General features: G+C 68.9%; 18 protein-coding genes and 1 tRNA gene. 12 read left to right on the plus strand and 7 right to left on the minus strand.

The genetic code is table 11. The features are described from left to right. Nucleotides 1–84: 84 nt before the first annotated feature. Nucleotides 85–711 carry a ribonuclease D gene (locus tag DS843_RS26910; protein ID WP_149471902.1) on the minus strand — a complete coding sequence of 209 codons (627 nt, stop codon included), beginning with the start codon at nt 709–711 and terminating at the stop codon, nt 85–87. A 122-nt stretch (nt 712–833) separates the two neighbouring features. Then, nucleotides 834–920: transfer RNA gene (locus DS843_RS26915), tRNA-Leu, on the minus strand. A 260-nt stretch (nt 921–1,180) separates the two neighbouring features. On the opposite strand from DS843_RS26915, the gene DS843_RS26920 reads away from it, so the two are divergent. Together DS843_RS26920 and DS843_RS26925 are read left to right on the plus strand one after the other, a co-directional pair. Then, nucleotides 1,181–2,170: a complex I NDUFA9 subunit family protein gene (locus DS843_RS26920; RefSeq protein WP_149471903.1), complete on the plus strand. Its 990-nt coding sequence runs from the start codon at nt 1,181–1,183 to the stop codon at nt 2,168–2,170. A gap of 213 nt (nt 2,171–2,383) precedes the next feature. Continuing rightward, complete coding sequence (locus tag DS843_RS26925) at nt 2,384–3,532, plus strand: MFS transporter (RefSeq protein ID WP_286192346.1); 1,149 nt, start codon at nt 2,384–2,386, stop codon at nt 3,530–3,532. A gap of 37 nt (nt 3,533–3,569) precedes the next feature. Here DS843_RS26925 and DS843_RS26930 read toward each other — a convergent pair whose 3' ends face one another. Further along, nucleotides 3,570–4,370, minus strand: coding sequence for an undecaprenyl-diphosphate phosphatase (locus tag DS843_RS26930; RefSeq protein ID WP_149471905.1), 801 nt, complete (start codon nt 4,368–4,370; stop codon nt 3,570–3,572). A 390-nt stretch (nt 4,371–4,760) separates the two neighbouring features. Between DS843_RS26930 and DS843_RS26940 the strand changes: the two genes are divergently transcribed. The 5 genes from DS843_RS26940 to DS843_RS31405 all read left to right on the plus strand — a co-directional run bounded on the left by DS843_RS26940 (nt 4,761) and on the right by DS843_RS31405 (nt 12,567). Beyond that, nucleotides 4,761–6,209 (plus strand): NAD(P)-dependent oxidoreductase, encoded by a 1,449-nt coding sequence (locus tag DS843_RS26940; RefSeq protein WP_149471907.1) that lies wholly within the window; start codon nt 4,761–4,763, stop codon nt 6,207–6,209. A 136-nt stretch (nt 6,210–6,345) separates the two neighbouring features. Further along, entirely contained in the window at nt 6,346–10,893 is a 4,548-nt protein-coding gene (gltB, locus tag DS843_RS26945) for a glutamate synthase large subunit (RefSeq protein ID WP_149471908.1), read from the plus strand. 197 nt (nt 10,894–11,090) lie between these two features. Next, entirely contained in the window at nt 11,091–11,549 is a 459-nt protein-coding gene (locus DS843_RS26950) for a GNAT family N-acetyltransferase (RefSeq protein ID WP_149471909.1), read from the plus strand. Nucleotides 11,550–11,650: 101 nt separating this feature from the next. Continuing rightward, complete coding sequence (locus tag DS843_RS26955) at nt 11,651–12,319, plus strand: glutathione S-transferase family protein (protein ID WP_149471910.1); 669 nt, start codon at nt 11,651–11,653, stop codon at nt 12,317–12,319. 77 nt (nt 12,320–12,396) lie between these two features. Further along, on the plus strand, nt 12,397–12,567 hold the full coding sequence (locus tag DS843_RS31405; protein ID WP_167525482.1) for a hypothetical protein: 171 nt from the start codon (nt 12,397–12,399) through the stop codon (nt 12,565–12,567). Nucleotides 12,568–12,631: 64 nt separating this feature from the next. Here DS843_RS31405 and chrA read toward each other — a convergent pair whose 3' ends face one another. The 4 genes from chrA to DS843_RS26975 form a co-directional block, all read right to left on the minus strand. After that, on the minus strand, nt 12,632–14,023 hold the full coding sequence (chrA, locus tag DS843_RS26960; protein ID WP_149471911.1) for a chromate efflux transporter: 1,392 nt from the start codon (nt 14,021–14,023) through the stop codon (nt 12,632–12,634). A gap of 93 nt (nt 14,024–14,116) precedes the next feature. After that, nucleotides 14,117–15,475: a sensor histidine kinase gene (locus DS843_RS26965; protein ID WP_208852334.1), complete on the minus strand. Its 1,359-nt coding sequence runs from the start codon at nt 15,473–15,475 to the stop codon at nt 14,117–14,119. Next, on the minus strand, nt 15,472–16,131 hold the full coding sequence (locus DS843_RS26970; protein ID WP_149471912.1) for a response regulator: 660 nt from the start codon (nt 16,129–16,131) through the stop codon (nt 15,472–15,474). Before DS843_RS26970 ends, DS843_RS26965 begins: the two co-directional genes overlap by 4 nt. Nucleotides 16,132–16,136: 5 nt before the next feature. After that, on the minus strand, nt 16,137–16,478 hold the full coding sequence (locus tag DS843_RS26975; RefSeq protein ID WP_149471913.1) for a PepSY domain-containing protein: 342 nt from the start codon (nt 16,476–16,478) through the stop codon (nt 16,137–16,139). A 140-nt stretch (nt 16,479–16,618) separates the two neighbouring features. On the opposite strand from DS843_RS26975, the gene DS843_RS31410 reads away from it, so the two are divergent. Genes DS843_RS31410 through DS843_RS26995 form a run of 5 tightly spaced genes read left to right on the plus strand, consistent with a single transcriptional unit; the run spans nt 16,619 to nt 18,453 of the window. Next, nucleotides 16,619–16,774: a hypothetical protein gene (locus tag DS843_RS31410; RefSeq protein ID WP_167525483.1), complete on the plus strand. Its 156-nt coding sequence runs from the start codon at nt 16,619–16,621 to the stop codon at nt 16,772–16,774. Then, nucleotides 16,761–17,300, plus strand: coding sequence for a hypothetical protein (locus DS843_RS26980; protein ID WP_149471914.1), 540 nt, complete (start codon nt 16,761–16,763; stop codon nt 17,298–17,300). The genes DS843_RS31410 and DS843_RS26980 overlap by 14 nt, the downstream gene beginning before the upstream one ends. Beyond that, nucleotides 17,297–17,719: a DUF1924 domain-containing protein gene (locus DS843_RS26985; RefSeq protein ID WP_149471915.1), complete on the plus strand. Its 423-nt coding sequence runs from the start codon at nt 17,297–17,299 to the stop codon at nt 17,717–17,719. Before DS843_RS26980 ends, DS843_RS26985 begins: the two co-directional genes overlap by 4 nt. 24 nt (nt 17,720–17,743) lie before the next feature. Then, nucleotides 17,744–18,187 carry a diheme cytochrome c gene (locus tag DS843_RS26990; RefSeq protein ID WP_208852335.1) on the plus strand — a complete coding sequence of 148 codons (444 nt, stop codon included), beginning with the start codon at nt 17,744–17,746 and terminating at the stop codon, nt 18,185–18,187. 59 nt (nt 18,188–18,246) lie between these two features. Continuing rightward, on the plus strand, nt 18,247–18,453 hold the full coding sequence (locus DS843_RS26995; protein ID WP_149471917.1) for a DUF6494 family protein: 207 nt from the start codon (nt 18,247–18,249) through the stop codon (nt 18,451–18,453). The last annotated feature ends 175 nt before the right edge of the window (nt 18,454–18,628 follow it).

An 18,628-nucleotide genomic window follows, 5' to 3' on the forward strand; every position in this document is an offset into this window, starting at 1 on the left:
GCGTCCGGTCAAATCAACGTCCGGAAGGTCCGGCTTATTCCACCGGGCCGGGCATCCGCAGGACAGAAGTCCGTGCGTCAACCATCAGTGCGCCAGAATATCCGGCTGCTCCCAACCGCCGAGATCCAGTTCCCCGCGGGCGGGCAGGAAATCGAAGCAGGCCTTCGCCAGGTGGGTCCGCCCCTCGCGCGCCAGCATGCCGTCCAGCTTTTCCTTCAGGTCGTGCAGGTGCAACACGTCGGAGGCGGCATACTTCATCTGCTCCGGCGTCAGCTCCACAGCACCCCAGTCGGAGGACTGCTGCTGCTTGGACAATTCCACGCCCAGCAGGTCCTTCACCAGATCCTTCAGGCCATGCTTGTCGGTGAAGGTGCGGACCAGCTTGGACGCCACCTTGGTGCAGTAGACCGGCTGGCAGACGACGCCCAGATAGGCCTGCATCACCGCCACGTCGAAGCGGGCGAAGTGGAACAGCTTGGTCACGTCGGGGTCGGTCAGAAGGCGCTTCAGATTCGGCGCGTCGTACTGGCCCTTGCGGAACTGGACCAGATGCACCGTGCCGTCGCCGGGGGAAAGCTGGACCAGGCACAGCCGGTCGCGGTGGGGGTTCAGCCCCATGGTCTCGGTGTCGATGGCGACGGCGCCGTCGCGCGCCAGGGCTTTCAGATCGAGACCGTCCGGCAGGTCGCCGTCATGAAGGTCGATGGGCATTGGGTGGCTTCCCGCTTAGAAAGACGGCCCCCGGCCACGGACCCCAGAAACGACGAACGCCGCTCTGCTACCTGTCCGTCCCGATGGGGAGGTCCGTAGCATGCGGCGCAGCCGGGTAGATATGGTGCCCAGGAGAAGACTCGAACTTCCACGACATTTCTGCCACAGGTACCTGAAACCTGCGCGTCTACCAATTCCGCCACCTGGGCTCGGTGTGGGCCGCTTATGTAGCCGTCCGGCGGATACCCGTCAACAGCTTTTTTTCGCCGTCCGCCGGAAACCGCCGCCGGGGGCGAAATGGGCCGCCTGCGGCGTGTCAGGCCCTAGCCACTTCGGGGAGCTTTCTATATAAGCAACCCCCGATCCGATCGCCGCGGCCCCGCCGGGCGGCGGTTTCGAGGAACAATACCGAAGCAAGGGTTTCGCGGACCCAACGGCACGGGAGCCCCAACGGCACGGGAGAAGGTCGATGTCCTATCGCTCTGAAGTGGTCACGGTGTTCGGCGGTTCGGGATTCGTCGGCCGCCATCTCATCCGGCGCCTCGCCAAGACCGGCGCGATCGTGCGCGTGGTGTCGCGCCACCCGAATCAGGCCAATTTCCTGAAGACCGCCGGCTCCGTCGGGCAGATCGTGCCGATGGCCGCCGACGTGAAGGACGACCAGTCGGTCGCGCGGGCCATCCAGGGCGCCGACACCGTCATCAACCTGATCGGCGTCCTGTACGAGCGCGGGGCCTGGAACTTCCAGACCGTGCATGTCGACGCCCCGGCGCGCATCGCCCGCATCGCCAAGGCCAGCGGCGTGCGCCATCTGGTCCATGTCTCCGCCATCGGCGCGGACGCCAAGTCCGCCTCCGGCTACGCCCGGTCCAAGGCGGCGGGCGAGCAGGCCGTCCGGCAGGCCTTCCCGGAGGCCGTCATCATCCGCCCCAGCATCGTCTTCGGGCCGGAGGACGGGTTCTTCAACAAGTTCGCCGCCATGGCGCAGATCTCCCCGGCGCTGCCGCTGATCGGCGGGGCGACGAAGTTCCAGCCGGTCTATGTCGGCGATCTGGCCGACGCCATCGCCGCGGCCGCCACCCTGGACGGCGCCGCCGGCAAGACCTACGAGCTGGGCGGCCCGCGGGTCTACAGCTTCAAGGAGCTGATGCAGCTCATGCTCAAGGAGATCCGCCGCAGGCGTTTCCTCGTTCCGGTTCCCTGGAGCGTGGCGGAGAAGCTGGGCGGTCTGCTGGAGAAGGTCCCGCCGATCGTCGCCCCGCCGCTGACCCGCGATCAGGTGGAGATGCTGCGGACCGACAACGTGGCCGCGCCGGGCGCGCCGGGCTTCACGGACCTGGGCATCACCAGCCTGTCGAGCTGCGAGGTGGTCCTGCCGACCTACCTGTCGCGCTTCATCGTCGGCGGCCGTTCCAACACGCTGCCGCGCGACGCCGGCAACCATTCCGGCGCGCACTGAGCCTCGGTTCCGCGCCTTCGAAAGGAAAGCCCCGGCCCGTCGCCGGGGCTTTCGTCGTTTCAGCGCGCTGCCGCCCTTGCATGAAGGCGCCACGCAAGGGTGCTCTGCGGCGCACAACCTTGATTTCCCGGCCCGTCCGCCGCATCTGGCCCCTTCATCGACACCACCGGAACGGCACGGGGACCCATGCAGGCCGCAACGCAGGATTTCGCCATGCGGGAATTTTCGGACCGCGCGCCGGGCGCGCGCCGGGCGTCCCTGGCGGCCTTTTTCGTCAACGGCTCCGTCTTCGGCGTCTGGGCCACCCAGATTCCGGCGATCAAGGACCATCTGGACCTCAGCCCCGGCGTGCTCGGCGTCGCCCTGCTCTGCCTCGCCGCCGGGGCGCTGACGGCGATGGTCGGCACGGGCGCGCTGCTGGGCCGCGTCGGCAGCGCCCCGGTGATCCGGGTCACCGCCCTGCTTTTCGCCGCGATCCTGCCGCTGCCGGCCCTGATGCCGGACCTCCTGTCCCTGTGCGCGGTGCTGTTCCTGTTCGGGGCGGCGGGCGGCACCATGGACGTGGCGATGAACGCCCACGGCGCGCTGGTGGAGCGCCAGCTCGGGCGGCCCATCATGTCGTCGCTGCACGGCATGTGGAGCCTGGGCGGCCTGTTCGGCGCCGGGGCGGGCGGCCTGCTGCTGCACATCCTGCCGCCGCCGGTCCAGGCTTCGGCCATCGCGCTGGCGCTTCTCGTCCTGTTCTTCGCGCTGCACCGCCGCTTCCTGCCCGGCGGAGCCGACCGCCGGGCGGAGCCGTCGGGCCTCGCCCTGCCCGACCGCGGCACGCTGCTTCTCGGGGCGTTGACCTTCCTGGCCTTCATGAGCGAGGGCGCGATCCTGGACTGGAGCGCCATCTATCTGCGCGAGGATCTGGGCGGTGCCGCCTTCATCGCGGCGCTGGGCTTCGCCGTCTTTTCCGGCGCCATGGCGGTGGGCCGCTTCTGCGGCGACCGGCTGCGCCAGCGGTTCGGCGGGCCGGTGCTGGTCCGCGCCGGGGCCGTCCTTGCCTTCGCCGGATTGGCCATCGCGCTGACCGGCGGCGGGCCGGTGGTGGCGGTCGCCGGTTTCGGGCTGACCGGGCTTGGCCTGTCGAACGTGGTGCCGGTGCTGTTCAGCGCCGCGGGCGCCAGGTCGGAGGAGGAAGCCGGCCCGGCCATCGCGGCGGTGGCGACGCTGGGCTATGCCGGCGTCCTGACCGGCCCGGCCCTTCTGGGCTTCGTGGCGGAGGCCAGCACGGTGGGCTTCTCCTTCGCCCTGGTCGCCGCGCTGGCCCTGGTCATCGCCGCGGCCTCCTCGCGCGCCGTCGCCCCGCAGGGCTGAGGCGCGCGGGGGAAGCGTCCTTCACGGATACAGGCCCTTACAGATACAAGAACGCCAGCATCCCCGAGCCGATGGCGATGCGGTACCAGGCGAAGGGCGCGAAGCCGTAGCGCCCGACGAAATCCACCACCACCTTGACCACCAGCGCCGCGGCGACGAAGGCGGTGATGAAGCCGACCGCGATCAGCAGCCCGGAGTCGATGGTCATCAGGCTCCAGTTCTTGTAGAGGTCGTAGACCGTGGCGCCGGCCATGGTGGGGATCGCCAGGAAGAAGGAGAATTCCGCGGCGGTCCGCCGGTCCACCCCCATCAGCAGCGAACCGAGGATCGTCGCCCCCGACCGCGATACGCCCGGCACCAGCGCCAGACACTGGCACAGCCCGATCTTGAGCGCGAGCGGCGCCGGAAAGCGTTCGATCTGGTGATAGCGCGGGACCGGCACCAGCCGTTCCGCCATCAGGATCGCCACACCGCCCAGGATCAGCGCGATGCTGACCACCGTCGGGTTGAACAGCAGCGTCTTGATGACGCCGTGCAGGGCAGCCCCCAGAACCATGGCCGGCAGGAAGGCCAGGATGACCGCCATGGCGAAATGGCGCGCGCTCGGATCGTCCTTCAGACCGGTGACCACCTTCCACAGCCGGGCGAAATAGATGGTGCAGATCGCCAGGATCGCGCCGAGCTGGATCACCACCTCGAACACCTTGCCCGGCGGCCCTTCGAAGCCCAGCAGCCTGTCGAAGATGATGAGATGGCCGGTGGACGAAACCGGTATGAATTCGGTCAGCCCTTCGATCAGGCCGAGCAGAGCGGCGTCCAGATATTGGTCGATCAACATGCGGCGCGGGGCCTCTGGCAGGATGCGTGTGGCAATGTCCGGCTTATAGCAGCGCAACTTGGGGAAGGCGACGGCCCATGGGGCGATACCCCGAATTGGGGTATAGTCCCGAAACGGACCTATTTCTCCTGCTTGTTTTTCGTGCATTCCCGCCCGCTGGGGAAGCGTCTGCGACATCGAGTCACGGTTTGGTCAGTCATGCTGCCCTATTGGCGAAAATGTGCTCGCGCGCCGCCTTCTCTTGCGGTATATGACGTTCAGACCGCGTGACCGCGGACTTTCGTTTTCACTGCGGCCACGCCCTTCGCCATGCCCCACCGGCATAAGAAGGGTCGCCCGGCCGCCGGCGCCGTCCCCATGCACGGGACACGGGAAGAAGGAGCAGGCGTTATGGCGAACCAGAGGATGTTGGGCTTCGTGCACACCGCGCAGCGGATGCCCGACAAACGCCCGGCCACGGAGCGCCGCCAGGATTTCGCCGAGATCTACGCCCGCTTCAGCGACGAGCGCGCCAACGAGCAGGCCAACCGCTGCTCGCAGTGCGGCGTTCCCTTCTGCCAGGTTCACTGCCCGGTCTCCAACAACATCCCCGACTGGCTGAAGCTGACCTCCGAAGGCCGGCTGGAGGAGGCGTACGAGGTTTCCCAGGCCACCAATAACTTCCCGGAAATCTGCGGCCGCATCTGCCCGCAGGACCGCCTGTGCGAAGGCAACTGCGTCATCGAGCAGTCCACCCACGGCGCCGTCACCATCGGATCGGTCGAGAAGTACATCAACGACACCGCCTGGGATCAGGGCTGGGTGAAGCCGCGCACGCCGTCGCGTGAGCTTGGCCTGTCGGTCGGCATCATCGGCGCCGGCCCCGCCGGCCTCGCCGCCGCCGAGGAGCTGCGCGCCAAGGGTTACGAGGTGCATGTCTACGACCGCTACGACCGCATGGGCGGCCTGCTGGTCTACGGCATCCCCGGCTTCAAGCTGGAGAAGTCGGTGGTCGAGCGCCGCGTCAAGCTGCTGGCCGACGCCGGGGTGATCTACCACCCGAACTTCGAGGTGGGCCGCGACGCCTCCCTGCCGGAGCTGCGCCGCAAGCACGTCGCCGTGCTGGTCGCCACGGGCGTCTACAAGGCGCGCGACATCAAGGCGCCAGGCTCGGGCCTGGGCAACATCGTGGCGGCTCTGGACTACCTGACCACCTCCAACAAGGTCAGCCTGGGCGACACGGTCGAGGCGTACGAGAACGGTTCCCTGAACGCCGCGGGCAAGCATGTGGTGGTTCTGGGCGGCGGCGACACCGCCATGGACTGCGTGCGCACGGCGATCCGCCAGGGCGCCGTCTCCGTGAAGTGTCTGTACCGCCGTGACCGCAAGAACATGCCGGGCTCGCAGCGCGAGGTCGCCCACGCCGAGGAAGAGGGCGTGGAGTTCATCTGGCAGGCCGCCCCGGAAGGCTTCACCGGTGACACCGTCGTGACCGGCGTGCGCGCCGTGCGCATCCATCTGGGCGTGGCCGACGCCACGGGCCGCCAGACCCCGCAGGTGATCGAGGGTTCGGAATTCACGGTCCAGGCCGATCTGGTCATCAAGGCGCTCGGCTTCGAGCCCGAGGACCTGCCGAACGCCTTCGGCGAGCCGGAGCTGAAGGTGACCCGCTGGGGCACGCTGCTGGTCGATCACCGCACCAAGATGACCAACATGGACGGCGTGTTTGCCGCCGGCGACATCGTGCGCGGCGCCTCGCTGGTGGTGTGGGCCATCCGCGATGGCCGCGACGCGGCGGAGGGCATCCACGCCTACGCCAAGGCGAAGGCCGAGGCGCCGGTCGCCGTGGCGGCGGAATAAGCCGCCGCCGGACAGCGGGCGGAACACGCCGAAGCGATCCATAATTTTGCGGGGTCCAGGGGTCCATTTCGGCCCCTGGCGGGGGTGAAGGGGCGAAATCCCCCCTTCAAAACAGACTGATTGAAAGGGTCCACCGATGACCACCGAGTTGAACCAGGGTGAGCAGTTCGTCGCCGAATACCGCGCCAACGCCGCGGCGCTGACCACTGCCAACGCCTACAACCCGGAGGATGAGCACGACGCCTGCGGCGTCGGCTTCATCGCCGCGATCGACGGCAAGCCCCGCCGCTCGGTGGTCGAGAAAGGCATCGAGGCGCTGAAGGCCGTCTGGCACCGCGGCGCAGTGGACGCCGACGGCAAGACGGGCGACGGTGCGGGCATCCACGTCGCCGTGCCGCAGAAGTTCTTCAAGGACCATGTGAAGGTCATCGGCCACCGCGCGCCGGACAACAAGCTGGCCGTCGGGCAGGTCTTCCTGCCGCGCATCAGCCTGGACGCGCAGGAAGCCTGCCGCTGCATCGTCGAGACCGAGATCCTGGCCTTCGGCTACTACATCTACGGCTGGCGTCAGGTTCCGATCAACGTCGACATCATCGGCGAGAAGGCCAACGCGACCCGTCCGGAGATCGAGCAGATCATCGTCGGCAACAGCAAGGGCGTGTCCGACGAACAGTTCGAGCTGGACCTCTACATCATCCGCCGCCGCATCGAGAAGGCGGTCAAGGGCGAGCAGATCAACGACTTCTACATCTGCTCGCTGTCCGCCCGCTCGATCATCTACAAGGGCATGTTCCTGGCGGAGCAGCTCACCACCTTCTATCCGGACCTGCTGGACGAGCGGTTCGAGTCCGACTTCGCCATCTATCACCAGCGCTATTCGACCAACACCTTCCCGACCTGGCCGCTGGCCCAGCCGTTCCGGATGCTCGCCCACAACGGCGAGATCAACACGGTGAAGGGCAACGTCAACTGGATGAAGGCGCACGAGACCCGGATGGAGCATCCGGCCTTCGGCAGCCATATGGCGGATCTGAAGCCGGTGATCGGCGTCGGCCTGTCGGATTCCGGCTCGCTCGACACCGTGTTCGAGGTCATGGTCCGCGCCGGCCGCACCGCCCCGATGGTCAAGATGATGCTGGTGCCGCAGGCGCTGACCAGCTCGCAGACCACGCCGGAGAACCACAAGGCGCTGATCCAGTACTGCAACTCCGTCATGGAGCCGTGGGACGGCCCGGCGGCGCTGGCCATGACCGACGGACGCTGGGTCGTCGGCGGCATGGACCGCAACGGCCTGCGCCCGATGCGCTACACCATCACCTCGGACGGCCTGATCATCGGCGGGTCCGAGACGGGCATGGTGAAGATCGACGAGACCCAGGTGGTCGAGAAGGGCCGCCTCGGCCCGGGCGAGATGATCGCCGTCGACCTCCAGGCCGGCAAGCTCTACCGCGACCACGAGCTGAAGGACCATCTGGCCTCCCAGAAGCCGTGGGGCAAGTGGGTGCAGAACACCACCCACCTGGACGAGCTGGTGAAGACCGCCTCGCTGAAGGGCGAGCCGTCGGACATGGACAAGGCCGAGCTGCGCCGCCGCCAGCAGGCCTTCGGCCTGACCATGGAGGACATGGAGCTGATCCTTCACCCGATGGTGGAGGACGGGAAGGAGGCCATCGGCTCGATGGGCGACGACAGCCCCATCGCCGTGCTGTCCGACAAGTACCGCGGCCTGCACCACTTCTTCCGCCAGAACTTCTCGCAGGTCACCAACCCGCCCATCGACTCGCTCCGTGAGCGCCGGGTGATGAGCCTGAAGACGCGGCTGGGCAACCTCGGCAACATCCTGGAAGAGGACGAGAGCCAGACGCGCCTGCTCCAGCTCGAATCGCCGGTCCTGACGACCGCCGAGTTCCGCGCCATGCGCGACTACATGGGCGACACGGCGGCGGAGATCGACGCCACCTTCCCGGTGGATGGCGGCCCCGACGCGCTCCGCGACGCGCTGCGCCGCATCCGTCAGGAGGCGGAGGACGCGGTGCGCGGCGGCGCCAACCACGTCATCCTGACCGACGAGGCGATGGGCCCGGCGCGCGCCGCCATCCCGGCGATCCTCGCCACGGGTGCCGTGCACACGCACCTGATCCGCTCCAACCTGCGCACCTTCACCTCGCTGAACGTGCGCACGGCGGAGGGCCTGGACGTCCATTACTTCGCCGTGCTGATCGGCGTCGGCGCCACCACGATCAACGCCTATCTGGCGCAGGAGGCCATCGCCGAGCGCCACCGCCGCGGCCTGTTCGGCTCCATGCCGCTGGAAAAGGGCATGGCCAACTACAAGAAGGCCATCGACGACGGCCTGCTGAAGATCATGTCCAAGATGGGCATCTCGGTCATCAGCAGCTACCGCGGCGGCGGCAACTTCGAGGCCATCGGCCTGTCCCGCGCGCTCGTCGCCGAGCATTTCCCGGCGATGGTCAGCCGCATCTCCGGCATCGGCCTGAACGGCATCCAGAAGAAGGTGCTGGAGCAGCACGCCACCGCCTACGACGCGGAGGTCGTCTCCCTGCCGGTCGGCGGCTTCTACCGCTTCCGCAAGTCGGGCGACCGCCACGGCTGGGAAGGCGGCGTGATCCACACGCTGCAGCAGGCGGTGACCAACGACAGCTACACCACCTTCAAGAAGTACAGTGAGCAGGTGAACAAGCGCCCGCCGATGCAGCTCCGCGACCTGCTGGAGCTGCGCTCCACCAAGGCCCCGGTGCCGGTGGACGAGGTGGAGAGCATCACCGCGATCCGCAAGCGCTTCATCACCCCCGGCATGTCCATGGGCGCTCTGTCGCCGGAGGCGCACGGCACGCTGAACGTCGCCATGAACCGCATCGGCGCCAAGTCCGACTCGGGCGAGGGCGGCGAGGACCCGGCGCGCTTCCGCCCGGACAAGAACGGCGACAACTGGAACAGCGCCATCAAGCAGGTGGCCTCGGGCCGCTTCGGCGTCACCGCCGAGTACCTGAACCAGTGCCGCGAGCTGGAGATCAAGGTGGCCCAGGGCGCCAAGCCCGGCGAGGGCGGCCAGCTCCCCGGCTTCAAGGTGACGGAGATGATCGCGCGGCTGCGTCATTCGACGCCGGGCGTGATGCTCATCAGCCCGCCGCCGCACCACGACATCTACTCGATCGAGGATCTGGCCCAGCTCATCTATGACCTGAAGCAGATCAATCCGGATGCGAAGGTGACGGTGAAGCTGGTCAGCCGTTCCGGTATCGGAACGATTGCCGCGGGCGTGGCGAAGGCCAACGCCGACATCATCCTGATCTCCGGCAACAGCGGCGGCACGGGCGCTTCCCCGCAGACCTCGATCAAGTTCGCCGGCCTGCCCTGGGAAATGGGCCTGTCGGAGGTGCATCAGGTCCTGACGCTGAACCGCCTGCGCCACCGCGTGCGGCTGCGCACCGACGGCGGCCTGAAGACGGGCCGCGACATCGTGATCGCCGCCATGCTGGGCGCGGAGGAGTTCGGCATCGGCACGGCCAGCCTGATCGCCATGGGCTGCATCATGGTCCGCCAGTGCCACAGCAACACCTGCCCGGTCGGCGTCTGCGTGCAGGACGACAAGCTGCGCCAGAAGTTCGTCGGTACGCCGGAGAAGGTCGTCAACCTCTTCACCTTCCTGGCCGAAGAAGTGCGCGAAATCCTGGCCGGGCTGGGCTTCCGCTCGCTGAGCGAGGTGATCGGCCGCACCGACCTGCTGCATCAGGTCAGCCGCGGCGCCGAGCATCTCGACGATCTCGACCTGAACCCGCTGCTGGCCCAGGTCGATCCCGGCGAGAACGCGCGCTACTGCACGCTCCAGGGCCGCAACGAGGTTCCGGACACGCTGGACGCCCGCATCGTCGCCGACGCCCGCCCGCTGTTCGAGGAGGGCGAGAAGATGCAGCTCGCCTACAACGCCCGCAACACGCAGCGCGCCATCGGCACGCGGCTGTCCTCGATGGTGACTCGCAAGTTCGGCATGTTCGGGCTGCAGCCCGGCCACATCACCATCCGCCTGCGCGGCACCGCCGGCCAGTCGCTGGGCGCTTTCGCGGTGCAGGGCATCAAGCTGGAGGTGATGGGCGACGCCAACGACTATGTCGGCAAGGGCCTGTCGGGCGGCACCATCGTCGTCCGTCCGACGACCTCCAGCCCGCTGGAGACCAACAGGAACACGATCATCGGCAACACGGTCCTCTACGGTGCGACGGCGGGCAAGCTGTTCGCCGCGGGCCAGGCCGGCGAGCGGTTCGCCGTCCGCAACTCCGGCGCCACCGTGGTGGTCGAAGGTTGCGGCTCCAACGGCTGCGAGTACATGACGGGCGGCACGGCGGTCATCCTGGGCCGCGTCGGCGACAACTTCGCCGCCGGCATGACGGGCGGCATGGCCTATGTCTACGACCTGGACGACAGTCTGCCGCTCTACATCAACGACGAGAGCGTGATCTTCCAGCGCATCGAGGTCGGCCATTACGAAAGCCAGCTCAAGCACCTGATCGAGGAGCATGTGGCGGAGACGCAGAGCCGCTTCGCCGCCGAGATCCTCAACGATTGGTCGCGTGAGGTGACCAAGTTCTGGCAGGTGGTTCCCAAGGAAATGCTGAACCGCCTGGAGGTGCTCGTGACTCTGCCGAAGGCGATTTCGGCGGAGTAAGGCCGGGGGCGAAGGCCCGAACGGAGTGTGCGTATGCGAACGGCGGTCCGGTCCAACCGGGCCGCCGTTTTCACGCCGACTTTTCACGCCGACTGTTGCATGGGTGTCCTTCCAGGGTGCCGGTTATCGGAATAATCTGACGCGGAACGGGTTGTTAGGACCGCCTGGGGGCATCCGCAACCACACGGGAGGGCGTCATGCCGGCAGAGGACGGCCTGCGCATCAGCATTCGTTTCGCCACGGCGGCCGACGGCCCGCGCTGCGCCGACATCTTCCTGTACGGGCGCCGCAACGCCTTTCCCTGGCAGCCCGAGGACCGCTTCGGCCTGGACGATTATTACGACTGCGTGGACGGAGAGGACGTGCTGGTCGCGGAAGCCGGTGCCGGGACGGTGGTCGGCTTCCTGTCCGTCGATGTGGCGGACCGCTTCATCCACAACCTGTTCATCGACCCGAACTGGCGCGGTCGGGGAATCGGCAGCGCGCTTCTGCGCGAGGCGCTGGCCCTGCTGCACGGCTCCGCCGAACTCGCCTGCGCATCGCGCAACGCCGCCGCCCGTGCCTTCTACGAGCACAACGGCTGGACCCCGGTTCCCGACGCCGGTGCGGAGGGTGCTGCGTCACCCCTGGTGGTCTACCGCAAGTCCGCCTTTTGACACCCCCTCGGCATGGTTAATCCATCAGCCGAAGGAGCGACCCTGCAGGCCAAAGCGCAGACTGTTTTCCACGGCTCCCTTACGCTACAGTCCGGCCCGGCATGCGGACACTCCATCACCACCCCCTCCACCCCTTGTCCCGCGTCGCGCGGGTGATGCTGGCCGAGAAGGGTCTTCCCTTCGAAGCGGTCATCGAGAAGCCGTGGGAACGGCGCGAGGATTTCCTGATGCTGAACCCCGCCGGCGAAGTGCCGGTGCTGGTGGAGGAGGACGAAACCGTCGTGGCGGGCGGGTTGCCTCTGCTCGAATATCTGGAGGAGGCCTATCCCGACGTGGCCCTGATGCCGCGCGAGGTGGCGGCCCGGGCCGAGGTGCGGCGGGTGGTCGATTGGTTCACCCGGAAATTCGACCGCGAGGTGACGGAAAATCTGGTCGGGGAGAAGCTGATCAAGCGGCTGTCCGGCCAGGGCCATCCCTTCGCCCCGGCGATCCGCGCCGGGCTGGCGAACATCCAGTACCACATGGAATACATCGCCTTCCTGTCGGAACGCCGCCCCTGGCTGGCTGGCCCCACTTTCACGGTGGCCGACATCGCGGCGGCGGCGGCGCTGTCCTGCGTCGATTACGTGGACAACGTGCCCTGGGACAAGGTGCCGGAGGCCAAGGACTGGTACGCCCGCATCAAGTCGCGCCCCAGCTTCCGCAGCCTGCTGACCGACAGCGTCCCCGGCTGTCCGCCGCCCCGCCATTACGCCGATCTGGACTTCTGATTCGCCAAAAGAAGGAACCCTGCCCGTACCGGCCTGTTTCGCTTTGGTTGCAGAACACGGCACAGGAGGACGGGGGCATGGCCCAACACGATTACGTGCGTCACACGCTCGATTGCCTGGAGGAGGCGCAAGCGGCCCTGCGGCTTGCCCAACGCAAGGGCCAGATCGCGCCGGAGGACGAGGACCAGTTGTCCCGCCGCCTCGACCGCATCACCGAACGCATCGCCCAGGTGCAGGAGATGCATTGAGCCCGGCCCGGGCCGTGCCGCCCATGGCGCGGCCCGTGGCGACACACCGTTCCCTTGGCCGTCCTTACGCCACCCCCACCATGCGCAACGCCACGCCGGCCAGCGCGCAGGCTGCCAGGGTCGGCAGCATCCCCACCTTGAAACGGAACACCGCCGCCACCGCCGCCGCGGTCAGCAGCAGGGCGGGCAGGTTGACGCTCGACAGAACGGGGACGTCCAACGTCATTCCCGCGAAGGACAGCCTGTCCAGCCGCGCGAACAGCGTGTGCAGGGCGAACCACACCGCCAGATTCAGGATCACCCCGACCACCGCCGCGGTGATCGCCGACAGCGCGGCGCCGAGCATCCGGTTGCCGCGCAGCGCCTCCACATAGGGCGCGCCCAGGAAGATCCACAGGAAGCAGGGCACGAAGGTGACCCAGGTGGTCAGCAGGCCGCCCAGCACCCCGGCCAGCAGCGGCGGCAGCGCCCCCGGATCGCGGAGCGCGCCCAGGAAGCCGACGAACTGCACCACCATGATGAGCGGCCCCGGCGTCGTCTCCGCCATGCCCAGCCCGTCCAGCATCTCGCCGGGCTGCATCCAGCCGTAGGTCTCCACCGCCTGCTGCGCCACATAGGCCAGCACGGCGTAGGCGCCGCCGAAGGTCACCACCGCCATCTTGGAGAAGAAGACGGCGATTGCGGTGAACGTGTTGTCCGGCCCCAGGGCCAGCAGCAGCGCCAGCACCGGCCCCAGCCACAGGGCGAGGCAGACCGCCCCGACCCGCAGCGACCAAGCGGGCGAGGGCCGCGCGTGGTCCGGCATCCCCTCGCCCAGCAGGCTTTCCTTGTGGATGGACGGGTCCGCCGTGTGGGGCGCCGGGCGGAAGGCGGAGAATCCCAGCCGCGCCCCGGCCAGCCCGATCAGCGCCGCGGTCAGGATGATGAGCGGAAAGGGCACATTGAAGGCGAAGATCGCCAGGAAGGCCGCCGCCGACAGGGTGACCATCGCCCCGTTCTTCAGCGTGCGCCGCCCGACCCGGACCACCGCATCCAGAACGACGGCCAGCACCGCCGCCTTCAGCCCGAAGAACAGCCCCTCCACGGGACCGGTGTTCCCCAGCGTCGCGTAGAGGATGCTGAGCGCCATGATGGACAGAGCGCCGGGCAGGACGAACAGCACCCCGGCGATCAGCCCGCCCACCGTCCGGTGCATCAGCCAGCCGATGTAGACGGCCAATTGCTGCGCCTCCGGCCCCGGAAGAAGCATGCAGTAGTTCAGCGCGTGGAGGAACCGCTCCTCTCCGATCCAGCGTTTCTCGTCCACCAGGATGCGGTGCATCATGGCGATCTGGCCCGCCGGCCCGCCGAAGCTCAGCAGTGCGATCCGCGCCCACACCCGGACGGCCTCCCACAGGCCCACCCCATGGCCGGTGGAGGTCGTACCGGCGGTGTCGGCGCTGTCCGCCCGCGTCATGCGTCGTCTCCAAGGGTCGGCAAAGGGACGCCATTCAGACCACAAGGGACGGTTCGCCGCCAGCGTGGAGATGTGACGGAAATACTGCGCCGGTCAGGACGGCGTTGCCGCCGGAAGCACCAGTTCCACCCGCAAGCCGCCGAGCGGCGAATCGCCCAGCCGCAGGTCGCCGCCGTAGAGCCGCGCCACGTCGCGCACCACGGCGAGGCCGAGGCCGCTGCCCGGCGTGCTTTCGTCCAGCCGCACGCCGGGGGCCAGCACCGCCTCCCGCCGGTCGGCGGGCAGGCCCGGCCCGTCGTCCTCGACCGCCACCGCCAGCATCCCCCCCGCCTCCAGCCGCGACGAGACCTCAACGCGCGAGGCCGCCCATTTGCAGGCGTTGTCCAGCAGGTTGCCCAGCATCTCGTCCAGATCCTCGCGCTCCCCGGCGAAAACGTGCTCGCGCGGGACGCGGACGGTGACCGTCACCCGTCCTCCGCCTTGGAGCTTCTCCAGGACCCGCGCCAGCGCCCCGGCGCTGTCGGCCACCGGGGTAGCGACGCCGGGCAGGCCGCGCGCCGCGGCGGCGCGGGCGCGGGCCATATGATGGTCGATGTGTCGGCGCATCACCGCCACCTGCCGGACGACACCCTCCCCCTCCGCCTCGTTCGCCAGCACGGCGAGGTTCGTCTTCAGCGCGTGGGCGAGGTTCCCGGCCTGGAGCCGCGCCCGGCCCACCACCTCCTCCGAATGGTCCAGCAGGGCGTTCAGGTCGTCCAGCAGCGGCTGCACCTCCCGCGGGGCGTCGCCGCCGAAGCGCTTCTTCCGCCCGGCCCGCACCGCGGCCAACTCCGCGCGCAGCCGTACCAGCGGACGCAAGCCCACCGACACCTGGACCACCGCCGCGGCGATCAGCGCCAGCGCCAGCGCCCCCAGCGACAGCCAGAGCACCCGGTTGAAGTCCGCCACCACCGCCCGCAACTCCCCCTCGTCCTGCGCCACCGCCATGCGCAGGGGTGCCGTCCCGTTGGGAAAGGTCACAGCGCGCTCCAGCACCGACAGTTGGCGCCCGGCGGGGCCGGAGAGGCTGTGGCGGTGGATGTCGCCGTCCGCGACCTCGTCCGGCGGCAGGGGCAGCGCCTCGTCCCACAGGGAGCGGGAGCGCAGGATGGGCGCGTCCCCCGGCCCGACCTGCCAGTACAGCCCCGACAGGGGCCGGCGGAAGCGCGGATCGCTGAGCGGCTGGCGCAGCACCGGCGCACCGTCCGGTCCCAGTTCGATCAGCGCGGCGAGCTGGTCGAGGTGGTTGGTCAGCTCGGCCTCGAACCGGCGGGCCACATGGTCGCGGAACAGGCCGGACAGCACCAGACCGGCCAGCGCCAGGGCCAGGGCGATCCACACCGCCGCCCCGGCCAGCAGGCGGAAGCGCAGCGATCCGGTCAACCGTCCGCCGCCCTGGACCGGGCCGGTCACGGCGCCTCCAGCTTGTAGCCGAGCCCGCGCACGGTCTTGATCAGATCGGCGCCCAGCTTGCGCCGCAGGCGGCCCACGAAGACCTCGATGGTGTTGGAATCGCGGTCGAAATCCTGGGCGTAGATGTGCTCCGTCAGCTCCGTGCGGGAAACGAGCTGCCCCTTGCGGTGCATCAGGTAATCCAGCACGCGGAACTCGTGCCCGGTCAGGTCCACCGGCCGCCCGTCCAGCGTGACCCGGCCCGAGCGTGTGTCCAGCACCACCCCGCCGCAGACGATCTCCGCCGAGGCGTGGCCCTTGGAGCGGCGGATCAGCGCGCGGATGCGGGCGAGAAGCTCCTCCATGCTGAAGGGCTTCGCCAGATAGTCGTCGGCCCCGGCGTCGATGCCCTGCACCTTCTCCGTCCAGGCGCCGCGGGCGGTCAGGATGATGACCGGCGCCGCGATCCCCTGGGCGCGCCAGGAGCGCAGCACCGTCAGCCCGTCCACCCGCGGCAGCCCCAGGTCCAGGACGATGGCGTCGTAGGGTTCGGTTTCGCCCAGGAATTGCCCCTCCTCGCCGTCGGCGGCGCGGTCCACGGCGTAGCCCTCGCCCTCCAGCCGTTCGGCGAGCTGGCGGGCGAGCGCCGGATCATCCTCGACGACGAGCAGGCGCATGGCGCTCACCTCTTCCCATATTGGCCGCTCTCGCCTTTTCCGTTGCGCCCGCGCACCCGCAGCAGGTCGCCGGTCGCGGCGTCGTACTTCAGCTTCAGGACCCGGCCTTCGGCGGTGATGGTCTTGATCTCGTAGACGATCTGGCCGTCGTCGTCCTCGAATTCCACGTCCAGGATGTCACCGGGGAAATCGGCCTGCGCGCGGGCCACGATGGCCTCCAGCGGCAGCGCCCGGCCCGAGCGCAACGCCTCCCGCGCCCGCTCGTGGTCGCGGTCGTCGTCCGCCGCCGCCGGCAGGGCGACGGAGAGGAGAACCAGGGACAGCAGTACGGCAGGGACGGCGTTCATGGTCGGAACCGGCGGACGGGCGGATAGACCCAGTTAGCACATCGACGCCTGAACGGCACCTGAACGAACCGCTCAGGCTCCGTTCAGCCGGGACGGCGCAGTCTCCACGGCAACGAACGCGACGCCACGGAGATTTACCGATGATCCGCAGGATGCTGACCCACACCGCCGCCGCGACGCTCGTCATCGCCGTGGCGGCCTTCGCCTTCCAGGCTTTCTTCGACGGGGGCGGCATGACCCGCACCGCCTGGACGCTGACCGCCGCCGTCACGGGGGGCGATCATGACGCCGACTGACGCCCGCCCACCCGTGGCACGCCGCACGCCGGGGCGGCTGCTGTTCCTGTTCGCCGTCCACGCCGCCCTGTCGGGCGCCTTCATCGTCGCCTATCTGACGGGGGACGAGGACACCTATGCCATGCACCAGTTCGCCGGCTACACGGCGCTGGCCGCGCTGGCGGTGCGGCTCCTGGCCGGGGTGTTGATGCCGGTGGGGCCGCTGCGCCTTCCCCGCCCGTCCCTGGCCGCCGCACTGGACTGGCTGCGGCGCGCCGCCTTGGGCGAGGCGCGGGCCTGGGGGCAGCGCAGCCCGTTGCTCGCCTGGATGGCGCTGGCGCTGCTCGCCGTGGTGGGCGCCGCCGCGGTCAGCGGAGCGGTCGCCGACTTCGTCGTCCCGATGGAAAAGCTGCACGAGGCGCTCGGCGAATTCTCGCTGCCCGTCGTGCTGGCCCATGTCGCCCTGGTCGCAGCGCTGCTCGGCCTGAAGAAAGCCGCCGGTTGGCGCGCCCGTCCCAACACCCGCCACGAGGTCATCGCCCCATGATCCGCTTCATCCTGCCCACGCTGGCCATTTTCGCCGCAGGAGCCGCCATCGCCGCCGGGCCGAACCCGGCGCGCACCGCCCTTCTCGACGGCTACGCCGCCCAGGCGAAGGCGCAGTCGCCCGCCTTCGCCGGCTTTTCCGCCGAGCGCGGACGCGCGCTCTATCTCGGCCCGCACGGCGGCGGCAAGCCGGAGACCAACGCCTGCGCCGCCTGCCACACCCCCGACCCGACCGCCCAGGGCCGCCACCAGCGGACCGGGCGCGGGATCGAGCCGATGGCCGTCTCCGCCAATCCCAAGCGCTTCACCGACCCTGCGGAGGTGGAGAAACGCTTCGACCGCGATTGCCCCGCCGTCCTGGGCCGCGCCTGCACGGCGCAGGAAAAGGGCGACTTCATCACCTACCTCGCCGGACAATGAGGCCGGACAATGAAGAGACCCGCCATGCCTCGCCACCTCGCCGCCGCGACGGTCCTGCTGCTGCTGTCCGGTGCCGCCGTGTCCGCCCCCGCCCGGGCCAACGAGTTCGAGCGTGTCCCGCCCGTGACCAACGACGCCACCCGCAAGGAATGCGGGGAATGCCACATGGCTTTCCAGCCCGGCCTGCTGCCGGCGGGAAGCTGGACCCGGATCATGGACGGGCTGGACGACCATTTCGGCGAGAAGGCCAGCCTGCCGCCCGGCCCGGCGGCGGAGATCCGCGCCTATCTGACCGGCAACGCCGCCCGGCGCGGCGACCCCTCGCTGCTGCGCATCACCGAGCAGCGCTGGTGGCTGCGCGAGCACCGCTTCCGCCCGGAGGTCTGGCTGCGCAAGGATGTGACGTCCAAGGCCAACTGCGAAGCCTGCCACCGCGACGCCGCCCGCGGACTCTATGACGACGACTGACGGGACAAAGCGTTGCCGCAACGGTTGTCCTCGGGAGCGATCAGAGAGGGAGGAGCATCATGAACCACGACACCTTCAACATGGGCATCCGGAAGTACCTGAAGGTCGTCGGCGTCACCTCGCAGCGCGAGATCGAGCGCGCCGTGAGCGAAGCGATCGAGGCCGGAAAGCTGACGGGCAACGAGACGCTCCAGGCCCGCATGGTGCTGACCATCGAGAGCGTGGGGCTGGAGCATGAGATCAAGGGGGAGATCGCGTTGGAGTAGGGGGAGGTGGTCGCGTTGGGCCCCCCTCCCAACCTCCCCCCACTTCGCGCAGGGCTATCGCATCTGAGTAAAGCAGGTTGCGTCTGTTGACCTGAAGGAAGCGGTCGCTTTGGCCTTTTTCTTCAGGAGACGCGCGATGCTCTCTCTCATGGAAATTTTCCGAGAGGTTCGTGAC

This window comes from Roseomonas genomospecies 6 (genome assembly GCF_008365375.1).
Lineage (GTDB): Bacteria > Pseudomonadota > Alphaproteobacteria > Azospirillales > Azospirillaceae > Azospirillum.

Bases quoted from the DNA above. Each gene is read 5' to 3' on its own strand.
- chrA (WP_149471911.1), bottom strand. From the start codon at position 14,023: ATGACGCGGGCGGACAGCGCCGACACCGCCGGTACGACCTCCACCGGC.
- DS843_RS31405 (WP_167525482.1), top strand. From the start codon at position 12,397: ATGGCCCAACACGATTACGTGCGTCACACGCTCGATTGCCTGGAGGAG.
- DS843_RS26940 (WP_149471907.1), top strand. From the start codon at position 4,761: ATGGCGAACCAGAGGATGTTGGGCTTCGTGCACACCGCGCAGCGGATG.
- DS843_RS26925 (WP_286192346.1), top strand. From the start codon at position 2,384: ATGCGGGAATTTTCGGACCGCGCGCCGGGCGCGCGCCGGGCGTCCCTG.
- DS843_RS26985 (WP_149471915.1), top strand. From the start codon at position 17,297: ATGATCCGCTTCATCCTGCCCACGCTGGCCATTTTCGCCGCAGGAGCC.
- DS843_RS26980 (WP_149471914.1), top strand. From the start codon at position 16,761: ATGACGCCGACTGACGCCCGCCCACCCGTGGCACGCCGCACGCCGGGG.
- DS843_RS26995 (WP_149471917.1), top strand. From the start codon at position 18,247: ATGAACCACGACACCTTCAACATGGGCATCCGGAAGTACCTGAAGGTC.
- DS843_RS26920 (WP_149471903.1), top strand. From the start codon at position 1,181: ATGTCCTATCGCTCTGAAGTGGTCACGGTGTTCGGCGGTTCGGGATTC.
- DS843_RS26975 (WP_149471913.1), bottom strand. From the start codon at position 16,478: ATGAACGCCGTCCCTGCCGTACTGCTGTCCCTGGTTCTCCTCTCCGTC.
- DS843_RS26950 (WP_149471909.1), top strand. From the start codon at position 11,091: ATGCCGGCAGAGGACGGCCTGCGCATCAGCATTCGTTTCGCCACGGCG.
- gltB (WP_149471908.1), top strand. From the start codon at position 6,346: ATGACCACCGAGTTGAACCAGGGTGAGCAGTTCGTCGCCGAATACCGC.
- DS843_RS26970 (WP_149471912.1), bottom strand. From the start codon at position 16,131: ATGCGCCTGCTCGTCGTCGAGGATGATCCGGCGCTCGCCCGCCAGCTC.
- DS843_RS26990 (WP_208852335.1), top strand. From the start codon at position 17,744: ATGCCTCGCCACCTCGCCGCCGCGACGGTCCTGCTGCTGCTGTCCGGT.
- DS843_RS26910 (WP_149471902.1), bottom strand. From the start codon at position 711: ATGCCCATCGACCTTCATGACGGCGACCTGCCGGACGGTCTCGATCTG.
- DS843_RS26955 (WP_149471910.1), top strand. From the start codon at position 11,651: ATGCGGACACTCCATCACCACCCCCTCCACCCCTTGTCCCGCGTCGCG.
- DS843_RS31410 (WP_167525483.1), top strand. From the start codon at position 16,619: ATGATCCGCAGGATGCTGACCCACACCGCCGCCGCGACGCTCGTCATC.
- DS843_RS26930 (WP_149471905.1), bottom strand. From the start codon at position 4,370: ATGTTGATCGACCAATATCTGGACGCCGCTCTGCTCGGCCTGATCGAA.